Origin of the sequence: Streptomyces sp. NBC_01478 (assembly GCF_036227225.1) — a bacterium.
Classification (GTDB): domain Bacteria; phylum Actinomycetota; class Actinomycetes; order Streptomycetales; family Streptomycetaceae; genus Streptomyces.
This window is the reverse complement of sequence record NZ_CP109444.1, coordinates 596,167-619,533: the sequence shown is the minus strand read 5'-3', so window position 1 is coordinate 619,533 and position 23,367 is coordinate 596,167. Positions and strand designations below refer to the sequence as shown.

General features: G+C 70.0%; 16 protein-coding genes and 2 pseudogenes. 11 read left to right on the top strand and 7 right to left on the bottom strand.

Annotation, left to right across the window (positions count from 1 at the left end; all coding sequences use genetic code 11):
• Window positions 1-289: 289 nt before the first annotated feature.
• Window positions 290-892: a TetR-like C-terminal domain-containing protein gene (locus OG223_RS02705; RefSeq protein WP_329241746.1), complete on the bottom strand. Its 603-nt coding sequence runs from the start codon at window positions 890-892 to the stop codon at window positions 290-292.
• 112 nt (window positions 893-1,004) lie between these two features.
• Here OG223_RS02705 and OG223_RS02700 point away from each other — a divergent pair, with 112 nt between their 5' ends.
• Both OG223_RS02700 and OG223_RS02695 read left to right on the top strand, forming a co-directional pair.
• Window positions 1,005-2,075, top strand: a complete 1,071-nt coding sequence (locus OG223_RS02700) for an alpha/beta hydrolase (RefSeq protein WP_329241744.1) — start codon at window positions 1,005-1,007, stop codon at window positions 2,073-2,075.
• Window positions 2,072-3,034, top strand: a complete 963-nt coding sequence (locus OG223_RS02695) for a cyclase family protein (protein ID WP_329241741.1) — start codon at window positions 2,072-2,074, stop codon at window positions 3,032-3,034. The genes OG223_RS02700 and OG223_RS02695 overlap by 4 nt, the downstream gene beginning before the upstream one ends.
• A gap of 146 nt (window positions 3,035-3,180) precedes the next feature.
• Here OG223_RS02695 and OG223_RS02690 read toward each other — a convergent pair whose 3' ends face one another.
• A complete protein-coding gene (locus tag OG223_RS02690; protein WP_329241739.1) occupies window positions 3,181-3,771 on the bottom strand; it encodes a TetR/AcrR family transcriptional regulator in 591 nt (196 codons plus the stop codon).
• A 140-nt stretch (window positions 3,772-3,911) separates the two neighbouring features.
• Here OG223_RS02690 and OG223_RS02685 point away from each other — a divergent pair, with 140 nt between their 5' ends.
• Window positions 3,912-4,664: an SDR family NAD(P)-dependent oxidoreductase gene (locus tag OG223_RS02685; protein WP_329241736.1), complete on the top strand. Its 753-nt coding sequence runs from the start codon at window positions 3,912-3,914 to the stop codon at window positions 4,662-4,664.
• A gap of 117 nt (window positions 4,665-4,781) precedes the next feature.
• Here OG223_RS02685 and OG223_RS02680 read toward each other — a convergent pair.
• Window positions 4,782-4,954, bottom strand: a pseudogene (locus tag OG223_RS02680) (IS5/IS1182 family transposase); the annotation flags it as partial.
• 561 nt (window positions 4,955-5,515) lie between these two features.
• On the opposite strand from OG223_RS02680, the gene OG223_RS02675 reads away from it, so the two are divergent.
• The 6 genes from OG223_RS02675 to OG223_RS02650 all read left to right on the top strand — a co-directional run bounded on the left by OG223_RS02675 (window position 5,516) and on the right by OG223_RS02650 (window position 13,183).
• Window positions 5,516-7,108, top strand: coding sequence for a peptidoglycan-binding protein (locus OG223_RS02675; RefSeq protein ID WP_329241733.1), 1,593 nt, complete (start codon window positions 5,516-5,518; stop codon window positions 7,106-7,108).
• 894 nt (window positions 7,109-8,002) lie between these two features.
• A complete protein-coding gene (locus OG223_RS02670; protein WP_329241731.1) occupies window positions 8,003-9,751 on the top strand; it encodes a diacylglycerol kinase family protein in 1,749 nt (582 codons plus the stop codon).
• On the top strand, window positions 9,752-10,705 hold the full coding sequence (locus OG223_RS02665) for a YihY/virulence factor BrkB family protein (RefSeq protein WP_329241728.1): 954 nt from the start codon (window positions 9,752-9,754) through the stop codon (window positions 10,703-10,705). It begins immediately after the preceding gene.
• Window positions 10,706-11,518, top strand: coding sequence for a phosphatase PAP2 family protein (locus OG223_RS02660; RefSeq protein ID WP_329241725.1), 813 nt, complete (start codon window positions 10,706-10,708; stop codon window positions 11,516-11,518). It abuts the gene before it with no gap.
• A 410-nt stretch (window positions 11,519-11,928) separates the two neighbouring features.
• Window positions 11,929-12,090, top strand: a complete 162-nt coding sequence (locus OG223_RS02655; protein WP_329241722.1) for an ATP-binding protein — start codon at window positions 11,929-11,931, stop codon at window positions 12,088-12,090.
• Window positions 12,091-12,325: 235 nt separating this feature from the next.
• Window positions 12,326-13,183, top strand: coding sequence for an endo alpha-1,4 polygalactosaminidase (locus OG223_RS02650; protein ID WP_329241719.1), 858 nt, complete (start codon window positions 12,326-12,328; stop codon window positions 13,181-13,183).
• A 165-nt stretch (window positions 13,184-13,348) separates the two neighbouring features.
• Here OG223_RS02650 and OG223_RS02645 read toward each other — a convergent pair whose 3' ends face one another.
• Together OG223_RS02645 and OG223_RS02640 are read right to left on the bottom strand one after the other, a co-directional pair.
• Window positions 13,349-14,668 carry a glycoside hydrolase family 16 protein gene (locus tag OG223_RS02645; protein ID WP_329241716.1) on the bottom strand — a complete coding sequence of 440 codons (1,320 nt, stop codon included), beginning with the start codon at window positions 14,666-14,668 and terminating at the stop codon, window positions 13,349-13,351.
• A gap of 808 nt (window positions 14,669-15,476) precedes the next feature.
• A complete protein-coding gene (locus OG223_RS02640; protein ID WP_329241714.1) occupies window positions 15,477-16,328 on the bottom strand; it encodes a methyltransferase domain-containing protein in 852 nt (283 codons plus the stop codon).
• Window positions 16,329-17,118: 790 nt separating this feature from the next.
• Between OG223_RS02640 and OG223_RS02635 the strand changes: the two genes are divergently transcribed.
• The gene (locus tag OG223_RS02635) at window positions 17,119-19,668 is read left to right on the top strand and encodes a discoidin domain-containing protein (RefSeq protein WP_329241712.1); all 2,550 of its coding nucleotides are present in this window, start codon (window positions 17,119-17,121) and stop codon (window positions 19,666-19,668) included.
• Window positions 19,669-20,168: 500 nt separating this feature from the next.
• Here the strand turns inward: OG223_RS02635 and OG223_RS02630 are convergent, their stop codons facing one another.
• Complete coding sequence (locus OG223_RS02630) at window positions 20,169-20,711, bottom strand: EF-hand domain-containing protein (RefSeq protein WP_329241709.1); 543 nt, start codon at window positions 20,709-20,711, stop codon at window positions 20,169-20,171.
• 208 nt (window positions 20,712-20,919) lie between these two features.
• Here OG223_RS02630 and OG223_RS02625 point away from each other — a divergent pair, with 208 nt between their 5' ends.
• Window positions 20,920-21,819, top strand: a complete 900-nt coding sequence (locus OG223_RS02625) for an NAD-dependent protein deacetylase (protein ID WP_329241707.1) — start codon at window positions 20,920-20,922, stop codon at window positions 21,817-21,819.
• 382 nt (window positions 21,820-22,201) lie between these two features.
• Here the strand turns inward: OG223_RS02625 and OG223_RS02620 are convergent.
• Window positions 22,202-23,097, bottom strand: a pseudogene (locus tag OG223_RS02620) (phosphorothioated DNA-binding restriction endonuclease).
• Window positions 23,098-23,367 lie beyond the last annotated feature (270 nt).

Genomic DNA, 23,367 nt, shown 5'->3' with positions numbered 1-23,367 from the left:
GTCCCGCCATCCCGGCCCTACGATGATCTCCAGTGTGTCCTCGCGGACGCCCGGCTCGCTCTGGATGAGTTCGAGCAGGTGACTCCGAAGGGGTGGGCGGGCTGATCGTCCAGGACCTGCCGGGTTGTTGACGGGCCGAGGCCGCGCCGAGCATCCCGCCGAGGCGACGAGCGAATGGACCGGTGCGGCCCAACGCGCCGGATCGGTACGGGTGTTGGGCCTGTGGAGCGGCGGCTTCGAGTCGCTCATCCGCTGGTGCGCTGCCGCAGGGCTGCGTGCGGGCGGAGCTCTATCCGGCCAACCCGCGCAGGAGCGTGTCGACCATCCGCTCGATCCAGTCCTCCTCGATGGGTTGCCGGATGAGCAGCGCCCTGAAGTGCAGCGGTGCGACCAGCAGTTCGAGGGCGATCTGGTGATCGGTATCGGCTGCCAGCTCATGGCGGTCGACGGCGCGGTCGACGATGACTCGGGTGACGTCGTAGCGGGTCTGCCAGAACTGGGCGCGGTTCTCGGCCAGTTGGGGATCTTCCTCGACTGATGCCATCGCATGGGCCAGTGCGGCGCCCAGCGGGGTGTTCAGGTAGGCCGCGATCAGTCGGGCCAGCGCGACCATGTCGTCGCGGAGGTTTCCGGTGTCGGGGACCGGTAGTTGTTCCTGGCTGTAGGTCAGCAGTGCGTCCAGGGTCAGGTTCTGCAGCGTGCCCCAGCGCCGCTGGATCGAGGTGGCGTGGACCCCCGAGCGCCGGGCGATCTCACTCGCCGTCAAGCCGCTCGCGCCGTTCTCGGCGAGCGCCTCCAGGGTCGACCGCAGGACATCGGCACGGACCCGCGCGGACCGGCCACCCGGACGGCGGGACGCCTCTGCCTGGTCGCTCATCTCGTTCTTGCTCACCGCACCACGTTAACGCACGAATCTTGCGTTTGTATCCGGGTGGGCGTAGCGTCCGCTAATGCAAGATATCTGCGTTAGTGGCTGTGCCGCAGAAGGAACGGAAGGAGCCGTCATGCCCTATCAATGGCCGCTGGACGCGTCGGAGCTGTTCGGCGAGCGGTATCCGCAGATGGTCAACACCGGACTGCCGGCGGCCGACGTCGACGCCGTGCGCGCCGCGGTCACCGAGATGTGGGCGGACGCACCGGGCGGGTGGGTCCGTGAATGGTCGCAACTGGCCGCGACGTACGCCGACGCGGGAGACCATGAACAGGCAGCGCTGGCCTACGGATGGGCGAAGTTCCCGACCTTGGCCGACGAGAGCAAGCGGGGCGCGCTCGCCAAGCAGCTCGAGCAGTACCGGCTCGCCGCTCCCGGTTTCGGGGTGCGGTTCCAGCGGGACGTGCTGGAACTGCCGTACCGAGGGAACACGACCAGTGTCCCGGTCCATCTGCTCGCGCCCTTCGACCTTCCCGCCGACCGGCCGGTGGTGCTCGCCAGCGGAGGCGTGGATAGCTGGAAGATGGATGTGCACGGGCTGATGGTGCTCCTCGCGACCCATCTGCGCGCCCGGGTGCTGGTGTTCGACATCGCGGGTACCGGCGAATCGACGGTGCCGATGACCGGTGCCGGCGGCGCCGAGATGGTCACCGGGCTGATCGAGCACGCCCGGTCGCTGGGCAACGGCGTGGTGGCGCACGTGGGCATCTCGATGGGCGGGTACTTCTCGGCCCGGTCGGGTCTCGGCGGTGAGGTCGACGCCGCCGTGGTGCTGGGCGGGCCGGTCGAGACGGCGTTCACCGAAGTGCGCGAGTACGCCTTCGGGATGGACGGGATCGTCGGCAACGCGATGGGCTTCGACGCGCCGCCCACCCTCGAGCAACTGGCCGAACACAGGGCGGAGTTCTCGCTGCGCCCGCTGCTCGACCGGGACCGCAACAGCCCCATGCTGGTGGTCAACGGCGCCGACGACGTCCATGTGCCCCAGCACGACACCCTGGTGTTCCAGGGCCGCCGCGACACCGTAGTGAACCTCGTTCCCGACACCGGGCACTGCGCAATGAGCAAGCTGCCCGAAGTGTTCCCGACGATCATCGGCTGGCTGGACCGCACTTTGACCGCCACCGCGGAGACGGACCGGTGAGCCCGGTGGGCTCGACGGAGGTCCTCGACGAGTACATCGCCCGGCTGAGCCGCTGGGGCCGCTGGGGCGAGGACGACCAGTTCGGCGCGCTGAACCTCGTCGGCGCCGAACAGGTTCGCGCCGCCGCCGCGCTGGTCCGCGACGGCAAGGTCGTCTCACTGACGCTGCCTTACGACCAGAACGGGCCGCAGCCCGGCGGACTGCGCACCAATCCCCATCTGATCGCCACCGCGACCGGCACCGACCACCTCGCCGGAACCCAGGACGAGGTGCTGTCCGCCCTCGGGCCCGCCGGCGGATTCGGCTTCGCCGACGACCTGGTCGTCATGGGCACCCAGTGCGGCACGCAGTGGGACGCGCTCTCGCACATCTTCTACAAGGGCCGGATGTGGAACGGCTACAGCGCGGCCGAGCACACCTCGCGCGGTGCGGCACGCAACGGCATCCAGCACTGGAGCGACCGCCTGGTGCTGCGCGGGGTGCTGGTGGACCTGCCCGCCCACTTCGGCGTCGGCAGTCTGGATCCGGGCTACCCGATCACCGTCGACGATCTCGAACACGCGCTCTCGGCACAGGGCTCCGCCGTGCGCCCGGGGGACGCCCTGCTGGTCCGCACCGGGCAGTTGACCGCACGGCGCGGTGAGTGGGGTGACTACGCGGGCGGACCGGCACCGGGACTGTCCCTGCACACGGCGCCCTGGCTGTACGAGCGGGAGATCGCCGCCGTCGCGACCGACACCTGGGGCGTGGAGGTGCGCCCGAACGAGATCGACGCCCTGCAACCGCTGCATCTGGTCGCCCTCGTCCACATGGGTCTGGCCTTCGGCGAGATCTTCGACCTCGACGCCCTGGCCGCCGACTGCGCCGCCGACCACCGCTACGAGTTCTTGCTCGCCGCCACACCGCTGCCGATCACCGGCGCGGTCGGATCCCCGGTCTCGGCGGTGGCGATCAAATGAGGCACACGAGGACGCCCGAGGACCGGCCGATCCCCTTGTGGGAGCCCGAGGAAATCGCCGACACCGGGATCGGTCTGTCCAGTTCGACCCTGCGGCGCGGGTGGGGCCAAGGCCGCCCTGCGCCTTCCTGTCGGGTCCCGGTCGTTCTACGGCCGTGGCAGGACCGCCAGGGCCGTTTCGGCGATCGCCCGAAGTGAGTCGGGGCTACCGCCGCCCTTGCCCAGCGCTTCGATGCCGCGCAGCACGGCCAGCAGGAGCCCGGCGAGCCGGGCCGGGTCCGCGTCCGGCGCGATAGCACCCGCGCGTTGCGCTCCCGCGACGCAGGAGGTGAGCAGTTCCTCGATGGCCGCGAACGTCCGGCCGGCCGTCGCCGCGACGGCCGGGTCCTGTTCCGACAGCTCGGCGGCGCCCTTGGCGAGCAGGCAGCCCCGTCGGCTGACGTCCGCGGCGGTGGCCTCGGCCACCTTCATCACATGCGCGCGCAGCCGTTCGTACGCGTCGGCGTCCGGGCCGTCGAGCGCCCGGCGCACGGCCTCGACCAGCCCGGCGCAGTAGTCGGCGTAGGTGCGCAGGAACAACTGGTGCTTGTCGCCGAAAGCGCCGTAGAGGCTGCCCTTGCCCAGGCCGGTGGCGGCGGCGATGTCGTCCACCCGCGCGGCCGCGTATCCGGTCGACCAGAACTGGTCCCTGGCGGCGCGCAGGACCTCGCTCTCATCGAAGTTTCGGGGTCGTCCCATGGTCGAACGGTAGCAATTCTTGACTGTCTCGTCCAGAACCGAGTACGTTCTGGACGAGGCGGTCAAGAAAGTCGATCGACTGTCCCGGCCATGGCTGCGAGCAGCGCAAACGCCGTTGCCCTCTCGAAAGGATCAGTGCCATGCCCTCCATGAACGGAAAGACCGCCCTCGTCACCGGAGCCTCCAGCGGAATCGGCCGGGCCATAGCCCAGCGCTTCGCCGACGACGGCGCCCGCGTCTACCTGACCGGCCGCCGCAAGGACGAACTCGAAGCCGCAGCGCAGGCCATCGGTCCCGATGCGGTCGCCGTACCCGCCGATGTCTCCCGCGCCGCCGACCTCGACCGCGTCATGGACGTCATCCGCGCCGACGGGCACCGGCTCGACGCCGTCGTGGCCAACGCCGGCCTGGGCGACGGCGCCCGCCTCCAGGACGTCACGGAGGAGCAGTTCGACTTCGTCTTCGGCGTCAACACCAAAGGCAGCCTGCTGACCGTGCAGAAGTCACTGCCTCTCCTCGCCGAGCCCGCCTCGGTGATCCTGCTGGCGTCCTCCACCATCCACCAGGGCGCCGACCGGATGGGCGTATACGCCGCCTCCAAGGCCGCCGTACGCAGCTTGGGCCGGACCTGGGCCGCGGAACTGGCCCCACGTGGCATCCGCGTCAACGTCATCACGCCCGGCCCCATCGCCACCCCCGCCATCGACCGTATAGCCGACCGACTCGGCCAGAGCGCGCAGGACTTCCACGGCGTGCTGGCCGCGGACATCCCGTTGCGCCGCATGGGCCGCCCCGAAGAGGTTGCCGCACTCGCCGCCTTTCTCGCCGGACCCGAAAGCTCCTTCATCACCGGCGCCGAGCACTTCGTCGACGGCGGACTGGTCCAGGTCTGACCAACCCTGACGAACTGCCACCTGCCCTGCCCGCGGTGGGCCGGACCGCGCCGCGGAACTTCGAACGGGTGCAGCGCGCTTTTCCCAGCCCCAGCCCCAGCCCCAGCCCCAGCCCCAGTCTGAGGTGTTGAGGTGGGGGCTGAGGACGGCTTGGACGAGGGCGCTGATGCGGGTGGTGCTGCACCGGAGTTGCGCAGGAGGCGCCAGGTCTTGAGGGTGGCCATGGTCTGTTCGCCGAGGGCACGGATCCTGGCGTGAGAGAGGTTGACGGCCTGCTGCCCTGCGGACAGCTTCTACCAGGACCCCCTCCCGGACGATCCCGTCGATCAGGGAGCCGTTCGGCGTCATCCCGTCGGCGTCAACTCCGGTAAGCATGGGCGTGTCCTCACGCAGGACTACGGGCACCTCGGGTCCAGTGCCCAAGCCGCTCGACCAGCCACCGAGTGTGACGTCGCGTCAGCGAGCCGAGCCGGCGTACCGCTCACCTTGAAGACCCCGGAGAGTTCTGGGCGGCTTTCCGCTGCTTCCACAGCACCGGCGCCCCCGCGGCCGAGCCCTGGGCCGGCACTCGCGCAGCCGCTCTGTTCGGCGGGCGCGCCGAAACTGTCCCGCTCAACCGTCACGCTGCTGTGGATCCCGGCAGGTCAGTGCCGGTGTCGTCCCGCAATTCCACCAGATTCCGACGCGCTGTGGACACGGGCCGGACCGGGGTCCAAAGATCACCTGCAGCGCTGCTTCCGACTGGCACCGCCCAAACGCTGGACAGTCGGCTCCGGCAGGACTCGAATGCCGCGTCGCCCAGCGGCTCCCGCGTTGCTCACCGCACCAGACGTCAAGGATTGGAACGTGTCATGAACCTGTATGACTCCAGCCGTCGATTGTCTCGACGCAGGCTGCTCACCCTCGCCGGCGGCGCCGCGGTGGCCACAGCGACCGGCATCGGCTTAGCCCAGTCGGCGTCCGCGTCGTCCGCGTCGTCCGCGGTGACCGGCTACGGGATCGACTATTCCGACGCGTCGCTCACCGCCGGTTCGGTCGCCGCGGCGGGCTACGGCTTCGCGTGCCGTTACCTCAGTTGGCTGCCGAACCCGAAGGTCCTCACCCTGTCCGAGGCTCAGGCCCTGACCGCGGCGGGTCTGGGCATCGTCTCCAACTGGGAGTCCGACGGGCTGCAGGACTGGCAGAGCGGCGTCCCCGCCGATCCCTACGCCCAGGGGGCCGGGCATGCCACTGAGGCGCAGCGGCAAGCGCTGGCCAACGGGATGCCGTCGTCGCGGCCGATCTACTTCAGCGTCGACTTCGACCTTCAGCCCTCGATGTATTCCGCGCTCAACTCCTACTTCGACGGCATCGCCTCGGTGATCGGCCGGTCTCGGACCGGTGCGTACGGCGGCTACCACGTGATCGAGGAGCTCTTCGACAACGGGAAGATAACCTGGGGCTGGCAGACGTACGCGTGGTCCGGCGGGAGCTGGGACAGCCGCGCGCAGTTGCGGCAGGTCCAGAACGGCATCGCGGTCGCCGGGCATGACGCGGACCTCGACCAGGCGATGGCCGCCGACTTCGGGCAGTGGGGTGGCACGGGCGGCGGCGGTGGCGGTGTCATCCTGCCGTCCTGGCCGAACATCACCGACGGCATGACGGGGCCCAGCGTGCAGGCGGCGCAGTATCTTCTGCGCTACTACGGTGCCTCGATCACCGCCGACGGCCAGTTCGGGCCGGCCACTCTCGCTGCGGCCAAGAGCTTCCAGTCCGCGCACGGCCTCGGGGTGGACGGCCAGATTGGGCCGCAGACATGGTCGGCGCTGATCGTCCAGGTCCAGGTGGGCTCAAGCGGCGACGCGGTGCGGGCCGCCCAGGTGGAGCTGAACCGGTTCGGCTACGGCCTCACTGTCGACGGCAGCTTCGGCTCCGGCACCGAAACCGCCGCCCGGGCTTTCCAGTCCGCGCACGGCCTCGGCGTAGACGGCCAAGTGGGACCGCAGACCTGGCAGATGCTCGTGGGTACCGGGAACGGCGCCTCGGGCGGTGGCACCGTCGCGCCACCCTGGCCGAACGTCATCTACGGCGACACCGGCAACAATGTGCTCGCCGCGCAGTACCTGCTGCGCTATCACGGTGCCTCGATCAGCGCCGACGGTCAGTTCGGGCCGGCCACTCTCGCTGCGGCCAAGAGCTTCCAGTCCGCGCAAGGCTTGGGCGTGGACGGTCAGATTGGCCCGCAGACCTGGTCGGCGTTGATCGTCCAGGTTCAGTTGGGTTCCAGCGGTGATGCTGTCCGGGCCGCCCAGGTGGAACTGAACAAGTTCGGCTACGGCCTTGCTGTGGACGGCAGCTTCGGCTCCGGCTCCGACACTGCCGCCCGGGCTTTCCAGTCCGCGCACGGCTTGGGCGTGGACGGCCAGGTGGGACCGCAGACCTGGCAGATGCTCGTCGGCAGTTGACCGTCGAGCCCCTCCGGTGGCGAGTGTGCGGGGCGGGGTGACCGCGACGGTTCGTTCGTCCCGCACTCGCTCGTCGCGGCGGAGACGCGCCCGCTTTCCGGAGTCTTCAAAGGTGAGTGGTGCGCTGGTTCGGCTTGCTGACGCGACGTCACGCTCGGTGGTGGGGCGTGTGGCTTGGTCCTAGACGCAAGGTGTCCGTCGTCCTGCGTGCGCTGCGGGGCGCCGGGGGCGGGGCGGAAGAGCCACAGCGGCAGTCCGGGTGCGGCGTGGTCGGCGACGATGCGGCGGGTGCCGTCGTCCAAGCGGGGCGTAGCGCTCGGGCGTCATCCACTCTTCGGCTTGCAGGTCGGCGGACACACGGGCCCCGATCTCGGTTCGCCGCGGCGACACCACAGTCGAAGTGCGAGGCAAGGACAACTTGCCGCAAGGGGATCAGGCGTGGTGGGAGGGTCACGGGGGCCGACTGGAGCGCGCGGCACGGCAAGCCGACGGCCGATCTCACGTCAGCAATTCGATCGCGTGCGCCGCGGGCGGACGGCGAGCTCCCGCAGGCCGGGCCGCTCAGCCCGGTGCTGTTTCGGTCATGAAGGGTTTGGCGTCCGCAGGTGGTGGCGAAGGGGGTGCGGCGGGCGTGTTGTCCGCCGGGCTGCCGGCGGCGCGTTCATCGTCTGGATGCGGTTGTTGCGCCCTGGTGGAACTGCGGCAGCGTGGGACGGCCGTGTCCGTCGGCGCACGCCCCGTCGGCATCTTCTGTGCGCGTCGGGGGTATGGGCTCGTGGATTCCTGCGTGAAGGGGGTGTCTGGGTCTCGGCTTTGGGGGCAGATGGCGATGGATCGGGTGTGAACGTTGCCCGGTTGTGGACCGCCGCGAGGCGCCGACCCGTGGGAGCGCCGATGTCGACCGCCGTGCCGGGAAGAGCAGTTGGAGCGGCTGGGGAAGAACCTGAGGTGGTAGGGCCGGGCGGTTCGCCTGTTCTGCCCCGCGGTACCGGGCGTGCCGCGGCGCGCATCGGTGTACTGACCGTCTGTCAGGCCGCTCTGCTGGTGGGCTTCGGGCTTCTGATCACGGGCCCCGCCCGGAACGTGTGGCCGTTGACGGTCGAGGATCACGTCAACGAGGGGTTCGAGCGGATCCGTACGGGCCCGCTCACCACCCTGTCGTACCTCGGCTCCGAGGCGGGCAACACGCTCACGGTCATCGCCGTCACCTTGGTGAGTTGCGTGGCGCTGTTGCTCGTACCCCGGCTGCCGATGTGGCGTCAGGCGGTCTTCCTCACCTTCGCCGTCTCGCTCCAGGCACTGGTGTTCCTGGCCGTCACCGAGTCGGTGGACCGGACCCGCCCGCATGTGCACCGCCTCGACGCCTCCCCGCCGACGTCCAGTTACACCTCAGGCCACACCGGCGCGGCCACCGCGCTGTACGCCGGGCTCGCGGTGCTCGTGTTGTCCCGGGTGCGCAGGCCGTGGCGGTGGCCGCTGGCCGGGCTGCTGTTCCTCCTACCGGTGGTCGTCGGTGTCTCCCGGCTCTACCGGGGCATGCACCACCCCACTGATGTGATCGGCGGAATGGCCAACGGTGCCTTGTCCCTGTTGATCGTCGGCCGTGCCCTGTTCACCGACGGGGCCGTGGTCGCCGTCCCCTCGCCGCGCACCGCACTCACCGACGCGAAAGCCGGGGTCGAGGACCGCGAGCCCGGCAGCACCGCCGTGATCTTCAACCCCACGGTGACCGGCGAGGCCGATCGGGAGAAACTGCGCCGCGTCCTCGAACAACACGGCCACCGCGCACCGGAGTTCACCGAGACCACGGCCGACGACCCAGGCACCGGTCAGGCCGCCGGCGCGGTCCGTGGCGGAGCGAAACTGGTCGTGGTCTGCGGCGGCGACGGAACCATCAGGGCGGTCGCCGACGCCCTGGCCGGCACCGGCGTACCGCTCGTCGTGGTGCCCTGCGGCACCGGGAACCTGCTGGCCCGCAATCTCGGCCTGCCGCTCACCCCCGCCGGCGCGCTCGACGCCGCGCTGTCCGGAGCTCCGCACCGCCTCGACCTCGGCCGTATCGCGGGAGACGGTCTCGCCCCCACCCACTTCGCCGCGATGTCCGGGGCCGGGCTCGACGCCGCGATGCTGGAACATACCGACGCCCGCGCCAAGTCCGCCGTCGGCTGGCTCGCGTACGTACTCGCCACCGTCGGCACGCTGCGCACACCTCGCATGCGGCTGACGGTCCGTCTCGACGACGGGCCCGTCCTGCACCGTACGGCCCGCATGGTGCTCCTCGCCAACGTCGGCACCGTACAAGGCGGTCTCACGCTGCTCCCGGCGGCCCGCCCCGACGACGGACTGCTCGACCTGCTTATCCTCGACCCGCGCGGCCCCGCCGGTTGGCTGAGCGCCCTGGGCACCCTGATACGCGGCCGCGGGCGAAGCGAGCGGCCCTCGACCCTGGACACCCTCGCCCCCGACGGCACCGGCACGAAGGGCGTACCGGTGGAGTTCCGCACCTTCCGGCGGGCCGAACTCACCTTCGCCGTACCGCAGTCGCGTGAACTCGACGGCGACCCGGTGTCCCACGGCCGGAGTCTCACCGCCGAGGTCAGCCCCGGCGCGCTGACCGTGCTGCTGCCCGCCCGGGAGAAGTGAATGGGCACCGTCACCAAGGTCCCCGAGACCCGCGACATGACCGGCGACGACCTCTCGGCCGACGAGGCCCTGGCGTCGCTGCGCCGCTACGGTCGCTGGCCGCTGCTCCGTGACTCGTTCGTCCGGTTCCGCTACGCCGACGGCTTCAGCCATTCCCGCGCGCTCGCCCTGCAGACGGTGCTGGCGGTGATCCCGCTGGCCATCGCCTTCGTCGGACTGTCCACCGCGCTGCACACGGAGAACATCGGCAGACTCGCCGAACTGACCATCCACCGCATCGCGCAGGGCCCCAGCGCCGACGTCGTCGACGACGCGCTGGACCGCGGCCGTCACAGCGCGGGCGACGGCGACCAGATCGCCCTCTGGTTCGGCCTGCTCTTCTCCCTGGTCAACGTCACCACCGCGATGTGCCAGATCGAACGCGGTGCCAACCGGATCTACGGAAACGAACGCGACCGCCCCTTCCACCTGAAGTATCTGCGCGGGCTGGTGATGTCGCTGAGCGCCGGGATCCCGCTCGGACTCGGCTTCGTCGTGATGGTGGCCGGCGGCGACCTGGCCGCCGCGGCGGCGACGGTGTACCACCTCGACGGTGACGCCAGGACCGCCTGCGAGATCCTGCGGTGGCCCTTCGGCCTGCTGCTCGCCCTCTTCTCGGCCAGCGCGATCTTCCGCCGTTCCCCCCGGCGCCGCCAGCCCGGTTACACCTGGCTGGCCTTCGGCGCCGCCGTCTACCTCGTGCTGTGGACGGCCCTGACCTGGCTGCTGAGCCTGTACCTGGAGATCAGCGGGTCCTTCGACGCGGTCTACGGCCCGCTCAGCGCCTTCATGTCCCTGTTGCTCTGGGCCTACCTGACCTCCATCGCCCTCTTCCTGGGGCTGTCCTTCGCGGCACAGTTGGAGGCCGCGCGGGGGCTGCGGCCCGGCCCGATCACAGCCGACCCGGGAGTCTGAATGGTGGTCCGTGCCACGGCGCAGCGCGTTCGTGACCTTCGTCGTCGGGCGGCCGACCGGAGATTCGGCGTCCACCTGCTCGGTTCGGTCACGGTCGCTGCCGTGGCCGCCGTCCCGTTCGGACTGTTGCTCGTCCTGGTCGAGGGGCACTGGCAGCCACTGCGTCGTCTCGACGCGGGCGCGGCACGGCAGTTGAACGAGACGGCCCTCCAACACCCGGCGTGGACGGACGTGTTGCGGTTTCTGTCCGACCGGGTGTGGGACCCGGTCACGCTGCGGACGGCCGTAGCGCTGTTGACCGTATGGCTGTTGTACCGCCGGGCCTGGCGGCTCGCCCTCTGGTCCGCCGTGACGGCCACGGCCGGCGGGCTCATCGGGCTCCTGGTCAAAGTGGTGGTCGAGCGGGCGAGACCGTCTTTGGAGGACCCGGTCGCGCACGCGCCGGGGTTCTCCTTCCCCTCCGGACACGCGATGACCGCGACGACGTCGTTCGCGATTCTGCTGCTGGTCCTGTTGCCCGTGGTGCCGCGTGCTTTGCGGGCGCTGTGCTGGTGCGTCTCGGTCGTGTCCGTCCTCGGCGTCGGTTTCACCCGGATCGCGCTCGGTGTCCATTGGTTCAGTGATGTTGTGGGCGGTTGGCTCCTGGGTCTCGCGGTCGTTGCTCTCACCAGTTGGGCCTTCGAGGCCTGGCGCGTCGACGTGGGGCGTGGACGTACCGGGGTGAGTGGGGGATTGGAGCCTGAACTTGTCGGCGTCCGGCCCGAAGCCGGCGCCTCGGGCCGGAGCGGTCACGATGGATCTGTACGGGACTGATCCGTACGGGGCTGTTCTGTACGGGGCTTGAGCCCGAGTCCGTGGGATCGCTGAACTCTGCTGTTGTGAGGGGGAGTTGGGCGGGGAGGCTGGTGGGCGGGGCATGGGGGCGCGTCGGGACGTGGCCCGGCGCGCTTGCGTCGTCCTTTTCCCCTCAGAACTACGCGTTGCGCGGCGGCAGTCGGCAGGTAGGGCGTCCGGGCCCGAATCGCGGCTCGGTAGTTGACTCCGGGAGAGATGAAACGCCTGTGCTGCGGGCGGAGTTGGCTCTCGGGCGCGCCGGTGATACCTGCCTTCTACGTCCACGCCTCCACCCTGTCGGCCGACTCCTACCACCGCGTCGCGGCCATGGGCGGCTCGGTCCCGGCGTCCACGGAGAGCGCGCTGCGCGCCGACCAGGTGACGAGGACGTGCCCCAAGTCCTGGGCAGCCGCGGCCAATTGGCCCGCGTCCTCGGCAAGCTTCTGGACAACGCGCAGCGGCACACCACCACCGCGATCACCGTGACCCTGGCCCACGCGGGCGACGACGTCGTACTCACCGTCGTCGACACCGGCGGCGCCCACACCTGACCGCACTCCCTTCCGGCCCCCGTGACACCCGCCAACCAGCTCCTGTGGCGGCACAAATCGATCGCGGCCGCCTTGGTATCGTCACGACACCGGACCACCCACCCCCACCACGGTCCGCACAACCAAGGCATTCCCAGCCGGTAACGCAGGCTTTCGAGTCGTCAGCCCGGCCCCAGTCGCCAGGATCGAGCGTGTCCGAGGCGGGGCGTGCTCTCGCATCCAGAGGCAGACCGTCATGCGCAAGTCCCGGGCCGGCTCCCGCCGCGTCACCGTGCCCCTCTCCGTCGTCCTCGCCGCGACGGCCCTCGCCGCCGTCGGCTGCTCCGGCTCCGCCACCGATGCCGACACCTCGCCGAGGACCCCGACGGCGAAGGTGTCGACACCGCCCGTCCACGCCGGTGTGGATTACCAACTCGGCGGCGCCTACACCCCGCCGAAGGGCGTCTCCGTGGTCTCCCGCGACCACACGGCCTCGCCCGCCCCGGGCGTCTACAACATCTGCTACGTCAACGCGTTCCAGGCCCAGCCGGACGCGGAGGGGGACTGGGACGCCGACCTGCTGCTGCGGGACCGCTCCGGGAAGGTCGTCATGGACACGGACTGGGGCGAGGCGATGCTCGACATCGGGACCCCGGCCAAGCGCGCGCGGATCGCGGAGAAGGTGGACGACTGGATCGACTCGTGTGCCGACAAGGGATTCGACGCCGTCGAGCCGGACAACTACGACAGCTACACCCGCGCCCCGCACGGACTGCTGACCGCGGCCGACGCCGAGGCGTTCCAGACCCTGCTCGCCCGCCACGCGCATGCCCGGCACCTCGCCATCGCCCAGAAGAACACCCTCGAACTCGCCAAGGACCGCAAGCGGGTCGGCCTCGACTTCGCGGTGGTGGAGGAGTGCGGACAGTACGACGAATGCGGGTCCTACGTCGACGCGTTCGGCGACCACGTCATCGTCGTCGAGTACACCGAGAAGGGCATGAAGAGAGCCTGTGCGGGCTGGGGCGACCGGATCAGCATCGTACGGCGGGACCTCGACGTCACCCCGGCCGGCCACGACGGATACGTCCGCGAGACCTGCGACCGCTACTGACGACTCTCCTTCAGGGGCCTGCAGTTGCGCAGCCCGAGCGCGCGGAACTGCCAGGGGCCCGGCGTCGGAAGCCGCGCCGGGCGCGGTGGGTGACGCGTGGTCTCCTGCGCGGCCGTCGCGTGGCTGTGGTACCTGGGCCGGTCCTGTGGGACCGGCCCAGGAGGCTCACTGGGTGTAGGTGTAGTGCGGACTGTCGTACTGGGGGCCGTTCTTCTCATAGGTGAACCAGTAGGTCAGGGTGGATCCGGCGGTGAGCGTGACGTTGTGCGTCCAGGTGCCGCCGGTGTTGGTCATCCGGAAGTTCTGCTGGCCGGCGTTGTTGACGAGGTAGTGCACGTCGACGTACGCCGCGGGTGTGGTCGGACGGAACGTGATCTGCGCCTGACTGTCGCTCAGGCGCGTCACGCCGGCGGTGTAGTCGGGCGTCGGCGTGCTCCCGCCGGTGCTCCCGCCGGTCGTACTGCCACTTGTGGTGCCACCGGTCGTCGTACCACCGGTGGTGCTGCCACTGGCGCCTTGCTGGTAGACCGCGAACCAGTCGACGCTCATGGCGGCACCTGATGTGATGCTGCCCGCCTGGGCGGCCGAGCTGCAGCCGCAGACCTTGTCGGGGTACGAACCGGCGATCGCCAGGTCGAAGATGGCCATGAACCCGTGGTCGACGGCGGCCTGCCAGGTGGCGACCGAAACCTGGTTCTCGTTGACGGTGAAGGTCGGATTGCCGTCGAGGTAGAAGCGGAGCTGCTCCGCGGCGGTGTTCGTGCGGTCGATGATCGCGGAGTACGTGTGGTAGCCGGTCTGGCAGCCCGCGCACGGCTGAAGATCACTGGTGATGCCGTCGGGGTCGTGGCACTCGCCCGCCCACACCCCGCAGTGGAAGGTGGTGGAGTGCCGGCTCAGCGCGTTGACGTCCTCCATGATGTCGAACTCGCCGATGCTGGGCCAGTTCGTCGCGCCGACCGGGCGGGCGGCGTCGCCCATCGCCCAGAACGCGGGCCAATAGCCCAGTCCACTGGCCGGGTTGGGCTGGAGGATGGACGCGCTCATCTGGAGCTGACCGCCGGGCGGGGCGGCGAAGTCGGTCCGCTGGGTCTCGATGCGTCCCGAGGTCCAGTGGCCGGAGCCGTCCCGGAGCGCCCGGATGACCAGGTGTCCCTGCCCGTCCTGGTACACGTTGTTCGTCGAGTCGGTGGCCGACTCGATCTCGCCCGTTCCCCAGTTGGCGGCACCTCCTGGGTATCCGGTGCCCAGGTCGTACAGCCAGTCGGCCCGGTTCAGCGCGCTGCCGGACGATCCGTTGAAGTCGTCGGAGAAGACAGTGGTCCAGCCTGCGGGAGCGCCTGGTACAGCCGCCGAGGCGCTGCCACCGGTTCCGATCAGGCCTACGAGCGTGCCGATGAGCAGCAGCAGAGCGCTGCCCAGAACGAGGGGGACGGTTCTCTGGCTGCCTGCGGGCGCACCGGCAGGTGGTGGGGAGGTTGTCATCGTGTGGGTTCTCCCTGGCGAGCTGGCGGGTGGGGAGTGGTGCAGGGGGCCTGGCTCCTGGTGGGGACTGGGAGCAGGTCGTTTCCGCCGTTCGGTCGGCTGCCCGGCACATGCGGTGCAGCGAGTTGCCGACACGGTCTGCCGGCTGATCTGAGAGCGCTCTCAGGATGATGCTGAATCTGCGGTCCTTGGTTGTCCTCCTGATTCCGGACGATCCGTCATGTTGGGTGCCGTAGGCCTGAGTCGGGTCTGGGCCAGGCAGGGATCGCCGTTCAATGCAGGAGTGTCCGGCGCGACCCTCCATGCGTCAACGGCTTCAACGTGGCGGGTTGAAAAGAAGGCCCCTTGGTGACGCCGTATGGAGTCTCGATAAAGGTCCGAACCAAGCTCCGTAGAGTTGTGGAGCGCCCTTCAACGGCTGGCTGCGCGCACTCTCACCGTGTTGAGCTGGGGTTTTGTGAACGCGGCGTCAGCAAGCCGCTCCTGTCGTCGAGTGGACGCCCCCTGACGCCGCTCGCGGACCTCACGAAGCGCCTTCAGAAGTCGAAGGCAGCCCTCGGGAGGGATCTGCCTGTGAGGCATCCGCTCCGATGCTGCTGGCGATTCGGCCCCGCCGCATGTGCCCGCCGCCCTCGATGCGGCAGTGCTCCACCGTGCTTCTGCCGGAGCAGGACGACCACACCTGTTGTACGACGCTCGACTTGACGCGGGTGAGGGGATGGTGGCATCGGCCCGTCCGTGGATGTCGAGGACCGGGACGGAGCGACGCACAGGTCGCTCTGCGGCCCGCGCATGCGCCCGCTCGTGGTCACCGAGGCCGGTAGGCGGTGGCCAGCACGGAGACGGTGACCTGGTCGGGCAGGAGGCCGTCATCGTTCAGGTCCGCACGGCTCACGTGGTGTGCGCTCGGTGTCATCGCCACCAGGTCCACGGCATCCGGTCTGGTCAGGGTCGCGTGGTATTCCACCAGTTCGGTGACGGCGGCCTTGAAGAAGGGGTCCAGCACCCGGTGCAGGCGCTGTTCCTTGGCCGGGTCGATCGTGACCATCGCGGGCAACCGGCCGCGCAGCTCGGCCAGGTGCCGCCCGGTGGGACGGACCACGATCAGCCGGCCGGTGGGGCGTAGTACGCGGTGGAACTCGGCCGGGTTGCGTGGGGCGAACACGTCCAGCACGACATCGGCCACCCCGTCGGCCAGCGGGAAGGGGCGGAAGACGTCCCAGGCCGCTGCGGCGGCCCGGGCGTGGGCGCGGGCCGCCGACCGCAGCGCGCGCACCGATGTGTCCAGGCCCAGACCACGAGCGCCGGGCAGATGGTCGAGTACGCCGGCCAGGTAGTAGCCCGTGCCGCATCCCACGTCCACAACCGTGGCCTGCTCGGACACGGCGTCGGCCGCCAGGCGGGCCGCGGCGTTGCGGATGGGCGCGTAGGTGCCGGTGGACAGGAATCGGTCCCGGGCCCGGACCATGGCCGCGTCGTCGCCGCTGGTGGCGCGGGTGCCCGCAAGCAGGCTGGCGTAGCCGTGTCGGGCGATGTCGAAGGTGTGGCCTGCCGAGCAGCGCAATGCGCTGCCGTGGGGGTGCAGGTGGCGCGTGCGGCACGTTGGGCAGTGCAGCAGGTCGAGGGAGAGTTCGAGGGCAGGGCGAAGCGACATGGGCACGAGGCACTCCTGGCAAAGGTGAAGGGAGGGACCGTGCCTGCACGCGCGCTCAGAGCGTCACTGCCTCAGGAAGGAACGGGCAGCGTTGGGAACGAGGTTCACGCAGCAGGCACACCAACGAGGGCGATGCCGTCCGGCGTCGCCCTCATCGTCTTCCGATCACAGGAAGCAGCAGTGCGGGGTGCTCATGAATGCCACGTCATGAGTCTACGAGCATCGGCTATGTCCCTCACGCCCCAACGGAGTTGGGAGACACGGGAGGCACGGCCCAGGTCGCTCGGAGAGCACTGTTGCCGATGGGAGCGACGCCGGTTCCCTTCTGCGCACCCTGCTCCGACAGCAGCGCAAGCCGGCTCCAGGCATCCACCAAGCCGATCTCCGATCGAAACTCGCCGACGTCACGCCGGAGAACTTCCACGGGCCGCCCAGTGCACCAGGAGACCGGCCTCGTGACGTCATGACGTGGCATTCATGAGCACCCCGCAGGGCCCTGGCGCTGCCTCGCCTTCAAGGCTTGACGGGATCCTCGCCGTGTCCGGTCCGTCCGCCGTGCCTCTGTCCAGGTCGTGCCGGTCGTAGCGGTGTGCCGACCCGCCGCCTGTGAAAGGAAGTTGAAGAAACTCACGTCACGACTCTTGTCACCCCAAAGGTTCATTACTTAAATCAAACCGTGAACTAAGCATGGTGTAAGGCCAGTTCATGCAGGCCCGAGCGCTGGGCAGAGCTTGCCCCCGCGTTCCGGTTCCGTGTGTCCGCTCCGCTCGTCACCCCACCCGCATGGAGTCACGGCATGAAACTCAGATCCTTGGGTGTCGCGCTGGCCGCAATGGCCGCGCTCGTCACCCTGCCCCTGCACAGCCCGGCCGCCGCGGCAGACCTGCCGCTGTCCCAGGGCAAGACGGCCACGTCGTCCTCCGACGAGAACGGGGGCACTGTCGCCGCCAACGCCGTCGACGGCAACACCGCCACCCGCTGGTCCTCCGGCGCCACCGACACGCAGTGGCTCCAGGTCGACCTCGGCTCCTCGGCCACCATCACTCAGGTCGTCCTCAACTGGGAGACCGCGTACGGCAGCGACTACAAGATCCAGACGTCTTCGGACGGGAGCACCTGGACCGACGTCAAGTCCGTGACCGGCGGTGACGGCGGCGCCGACACGCTCGACGTCTCCGGCCAGGGCCGCTACGTCCGGATGTACGGCGTCCACCGTGCCACCCAGTACGGCTACTCCCTCTGGGAGTTCCAGGTCTTCGGCAGCACGGACGGCGGCACCACCCCGCCCGCGGGCTGCGATACGGCCAACGCCGCCCAGGACAAGACGGCGACGGCCTCTTCCACCGAGAACGCCGGCACCCCGGCGTCGGCCGCCTTCGACGGCAACACCGGCACCCGCTGGTCCAGCGCGGCCTCCGACCCGCAGTGGATCCAGGTCGACCTCGGGTCGTCCCAGAGCCTGTGCCGGGTCGACCTCAACTGGGAGACGGCGTACGGCAAGTCCTTCCAGATCCAGGCCTCGACCGACGGCCAGACCTGGACGACGCTCAAGTCCGTCACCGACGGCACCGCCGGCTCGACGTCCTACGACGTCTCCGGCGAGGGCCGTTACGTGCGGATCAACGGCACGACACGTGGCACCGTCTACGGGTACTCGCTCTGGGAGATGGCCGTCCACACCGGTTCGGGCGACGGCAGCGGGCCCGTGCAGGGCGGCGGCGACCTCGGCCCCAACGTGATCGTCGTCGACCCGTCGACGCCCAACCTCCAGGCGACGTTCGACCAGGTCTTCGCGCAGCAGGAGTCGAACCAGTTCGGCACCGGCCGCTACCAGTTCCTGATGAAGCCGGGTACCTACAACGGGATCAACGCCCAGGTGGGCTTCTACACCTCGATCTCGGGCCTCGGCCTCAACCCCGACGACGTCCACATCAACGGTGACATCACCGTCGACGCGGGCTGGTTCAACGGCAACGCGACCCAGAACTTCTGGCGTTCGGCGGAGAACCTGTCGATCACGCCCTCCAACGGCACCGATCGCTGGGCGGTGGCCCAGGCGGCGCCCTTCCGCCGCATCCACGTGCAGGGCGGCCTCAACCTCGCCCCGAACGGCTACGGTTGGGCCTCCGGCGGCTACATCGCCGACTCCAAGATCGACGGTACGGTCGGCCCGTATTCCCAGCAGCAGTGGTACACCCGTGACAGCTCCGTCGGCGGCTGGACCAACGGCGTCTGGAACATGACGTTCTCCGGCGTACAGGGCGCACCGGCCACCAACTTCGACTCCGGCCCGTACACCACTCTGGACAACACCCCCGTCTCGCGCGAGAAGCCCTTCCTCTACCTGGACGGCAACGCGTACAAGGTGTTCGTGCCCGCCAAGCGCACCGACGCCCGGGGCGTTTCCTGGCCCAACACGGCCGGTTCGTCGATTCCGCTGGACCAGTTCTACGTGGTCAAGCCCGGCGCGACCGCGGCGACCATCAACACCGCCCTCGCCCAGGGCCTGAACCTGCTCTTCACCCCGGGCGTCTACCACCTCGACCGGACCATCGACGTGACCCGGGCGAACACCGTCGTCCTCGGTCTCGGCCTGGCGACCATCGTCCCGGACAACGGCGTGGACGCCATGCACGTGGCGGACGTCGACGGAGTCAAGCTCGCCGGCTTCCTGATCGACGCCGGCAGCTCCAACTCCAACACCCTGCTGCAGATCGGCCCGGCCGGCAGCTCCGCCGACCACGCCGCCAACCCGACCACCATGCAGGACGTGTTCGTGCGCATCGGCGGTGCGGGCCCCGGCCTCGCCACCAACTCCGTCGTGGTCAACAGCGACGACGTCATCATCGACCACACCTGGCTCTGGCGCGCCGACCACGGCGAAGGCGTCGGATGGGAGACCAACAGAGCCGACTACGGCCTCGTGGTCAACGGCGACGACGTCCTCACCACCGGCCTGTTCGTCGAGCACTTCAACAAGTACGACGTGCTGTGGAACGGCGAACGCGGACGCACGATCTTCTTCCAGAACGAGAAGGCGTACGACGTGCCGAACGCCGCCGCCATCACCCATGACGGCATCGTCGGCTACGCGGCCTACAAGGTCGCCGACTCCGTCACCGTGCACGAGGCATGGGGCCTGGGAAGTTACTGCAACTTCACCTCGGACCCGTCGATCGTGCAGGCCCACGGCTTCCAGGTGCCGGTCAGGACAGGGATCAAACTGCACGACATCCTGGTGATCTCCCTGGGCGGCAAGGGCCAGTACGCCCACGTGGTCAACGACACCGGCGCACCCACGTCGGGCACGGACACCGTTCCCTCGAAGATCACGTCGTTCCCCTGACAGCGACCGTGACGGCGGTCTGACCGCCGACGCGGCTCACTGACAGGACAGCGGGTGCCAAGTCCTCCTCCCGGACGGGGACTTGGCACCCGCTCGTCGCGCGCGGGGGAGCCACACCGGTTCGTCTTCGATGCCGGACGGCGCGTGAGGTGTCGGCCGGGCCTTCGGGTCCGGTCACCGGCGTCCGCAGGGGTCTGTCGGGTTGCTCGCGCGGCGCGGTCTGTGTGTGGGGCCGTGGGGTGGGGGCCGTTCCGGTGGCGTGCTGCCGGCGGGTGCGGACGGCGCCGGTGCCGGAGCGGGAGCGGTGGGCGCCGACGACGAGCCGGTACACGGTGTTGGCCGGGTCGTCGGCGTATGCCTGGATGCCGCTGCCCGGTGTGCTCGGTGGCAATCAGGAGAGAACGCCGCGGATGATGGCCCGCGCCGGGGCCACGCCCCGTATGCGGCTCGTCTGGCAGGCGGCCTGCCGCGGCCGGCTCTGGACGGCCGCTGCCGGTGCGTCACCCGGCGCCGATCGGGCCGCACATCAGGTTGCCGGGTTCGGCAGGGTCGTCGCTGGTCCAGAACTGGGTCCACAGCGCGGCGAACTCGGGGCGGCTGAGGTAGCCGTCGGCGTCCTGGTCGAGGCGGTCGAAGACACCGCCGGTCTCCACGGGCCGCCCGTGCCAGGTGTCGACGAGGCGCTGGTGCTCGCCGCGCGAGATGCGCCCGTCGGCGTTCTCGTCGACCGCGTCGAAGATGGTGTCGGCGGTGGCGGTGACGGCCTCGGGGATGGTCGGCAGCAGGTCCACCATGGCGAGGAGGTCGTCCATGTCGATCCGGCCGTCCCGGTCGGTGTCCACTGTCTCCGACAGGTGCTGCCACCAGCCCTTCAGTACGCCGTCCACGCGCGCGGCGAGTTCCGATCCCTCTCTCACGTGCGGCAGCCGGCTCCAGCGGTCCGCCAGGGACACGAAGTCCGCCTCCTCCAGATAGCCGTTGCCGTCCGCGTCGAACGCCTCGAACATGGCCCGGAGCTTGGTCCGCTGGAACTCGCTGGACATCACATGTCTCCTCACTCGCAGTACTGAGGACATGCTGTCCGCGGCCGGCCGCCCCGCAACGGCGCTCGCGCTCACCGCGGCGGGTACCCGCGCGCCCACGAGCCCGCCCGGTGCGCCGAGCGCCGGTTTGCCCACGTCGGATGGAGGACCGTTCCCTGCAACCGTCCATGCCCGCCGGGAGCCGCCGCCGATTCCGTACCCTGGCGGCATGCGCATGCGCCCCACTCTGAGCTGGACCCCCGCGGAAGCGGACCTGCTGCCGGGCACCACCGACCTGGAGCCGGTCGTCGACGCGCTGAGCGGCGGCGGTGTGCTGGTGCTCAGCGGGGCGGGCCTCTCCACGGAGTCGGGCATCCCCGACTACCGGGGCGAGGGCGGGAGCCTCAGCCGGCACACGCCGATGACCTACCAGGACTTCACCGGGAGCGCGCACGCGCGGCGCCGGTACTGGGCGCGCAGCCACCTCGGGTGGCGCACCTTCGGGCGGGCCCGCCCCAACGCGGGACATCTGGCGGTGGCCGCCTTCGCCCGGGACGCCCGTGTCTCGGGCGTGATCACCCAGAACGTCGACGGCCTGCACCAGGCCGCCGGCAGCGAGGGCGTCGTGGAACTCCACGGCAGCCTGGACCGGGTCGTGTGCCTCTCCTGCCGCGCCATCAGCCCGCGCCGCGAACTCGCCCGGCGCCTGGAGGCCGAGAACCCCGGCTTCGACCCGGTCGCCGCCGGGATCAACCCGGACGGTGACGCGGACCTCACCGACGCGCAGGTCGGGGACTTCCGCGTCGTGCCGTGCGCCGACTGCGGGGGCGTCCTCAAACCGGACGTGGTGTTCTTCGGCGAGGCGGTTCCGCCGCAGCGCGTCGAGCACTGTCGGCGGCTGGTCCGCGAGTCGACCGCGCTGCTGGTCCTCGGCTCGTCGCTGACGGTGATGTCCGGGCTGCGGTTCGTCCGTCAGGCGTCGCAGGAGGGCAAGCCGGTGCTGATCGTCAACCGGGACCCCACCCGGGGCGACCCGCATGCCCGCACCCGGGTCGCGCTGCCGCTGGGAGCGGCCCTGACGACCGTCGCTGACCGACTCGGCATCCCGGTCGGCGGGCCGACGGACTGAGCCGTTGTCCGGCGGGCGTTCGCGGGTATGGGCGCAGGGAGACGTCGTACAGAGCAGCCGATGTGATCTCCGCCAGGTCGGGTTCCAGGGCGTGGCCGAAACGGCTGCCGACGCCGTTGGTGTGGAAGCGCCGGCGCTTGCCGAGCTGGGTAGTTTCTGACCCGGGCGTATGCGCTCTGGTGTGGCGCCCGGGAGTGCGGGATCGCACCGCTGTCGACCGTGGTTCACCGGTCTTGAGGGCACGCGATGGGCGCGCTGACGGCTCGGAGGCATAGAGGGCCCTCCTGGCGGTTGGCGAGCGGCCGAGCCTTGCCGGTGAACGTTGGCCGGAAGGCCGCCTTTGCAGGAGCACGCGGAAGAGCGGGGTTCGGCGGTGAGCCGGTCAGGCAGTAGGCGGGGCCAGGCGTGGGGCGCCGTGGAAGACCTGGCTGGTGTGCCAGGCGCGGTGGCCGGCCGCGACGGGGCCGGCGGCCGACTGCGGGCCGATGACCGGGCGTCCGGCGAGTGCCACGACGTGCTCACGTGCGGCGGTGCTGTGGCCGACGAAGCGTTGTGAGACCAGGATGCGGTGGCTGTCGTCGACACCGAGGACTCCCTTGTCGAAGAGCTTGTGGTGGAGGGAGCACAGGCACAGTCCGTTGTCGACGTCGTCCGGTCCGCCGAAGGCCCACCAGCGCACGTGCGCGGCTTCCAGTCCGACGGGCACCGCGCCGATACGGCCGTCGTAACCACAGAAGGCGCACCGGTACTCGCAGGCGGTCAGCACCAGTTCGCGCATCCGCCGGTCGCGCTTCCTTCGGGCGGTGGGGAGTTGGCGGGTTTCGGCCGGTTCCAGGTCCAGGCCGACGGCTTCACACAGCTCGCTGTGGAGCGAGGGAGGGAAGTGCAGGTCGAGGAGCGATCGCGCTATTCGGTGCAGCAGTTCGGGTTCGTGCCGTAGAGCATGTCCGAGGTCGGGCGCGAGTCGGCCAGTGGCACCCGAAGCCCGGAGTTCCCGAAGGCCGCTGCCTGGGCTGCCGGGACCACGGTCGGTACGCACCTCCCATACGCCGTCGCCGACCAGGTGGTGGAAAGGGTAGGCGGGCGACGTCTTGTTGGCGGCCCGTACTCGGTCAGCAGGCGTTGCAGGTCCTCCTCCACCGCGCTGTACCGCAGCTCGCTGTCGGCGTCCTCCTGGAATCGGCCGAGGGCGTACAGGAGAAGAAGCGGCTTGTGCGGCGCCCGAGTTCCGTTTCGGGTCCACTGCCTCAGCGTCGTGGTGCGCTCGAGCCAGTCCATGACCAGTGATCGTAACCGCGATCACCCGGCCGGCGCCCTGCCGTTGCCGCCCGGCGTCGCGGGCCACGAGGGCTCCACGGTCGTCGTCGGCCTCAACCCGGCCTGACGGCCGGTGATTTCCGAGAGGGCTGGTTGCCATGGGACAGGGGATGGGGGATGGTTGCCGGACGACAACGTTTTCTATGAAGGTATGAGGTGAGGGGTTCGCCCAGCGGATCCTCGATATTTGGTGACTCCCACCAACGCAGACAGTGGCATCGACGCACCGGG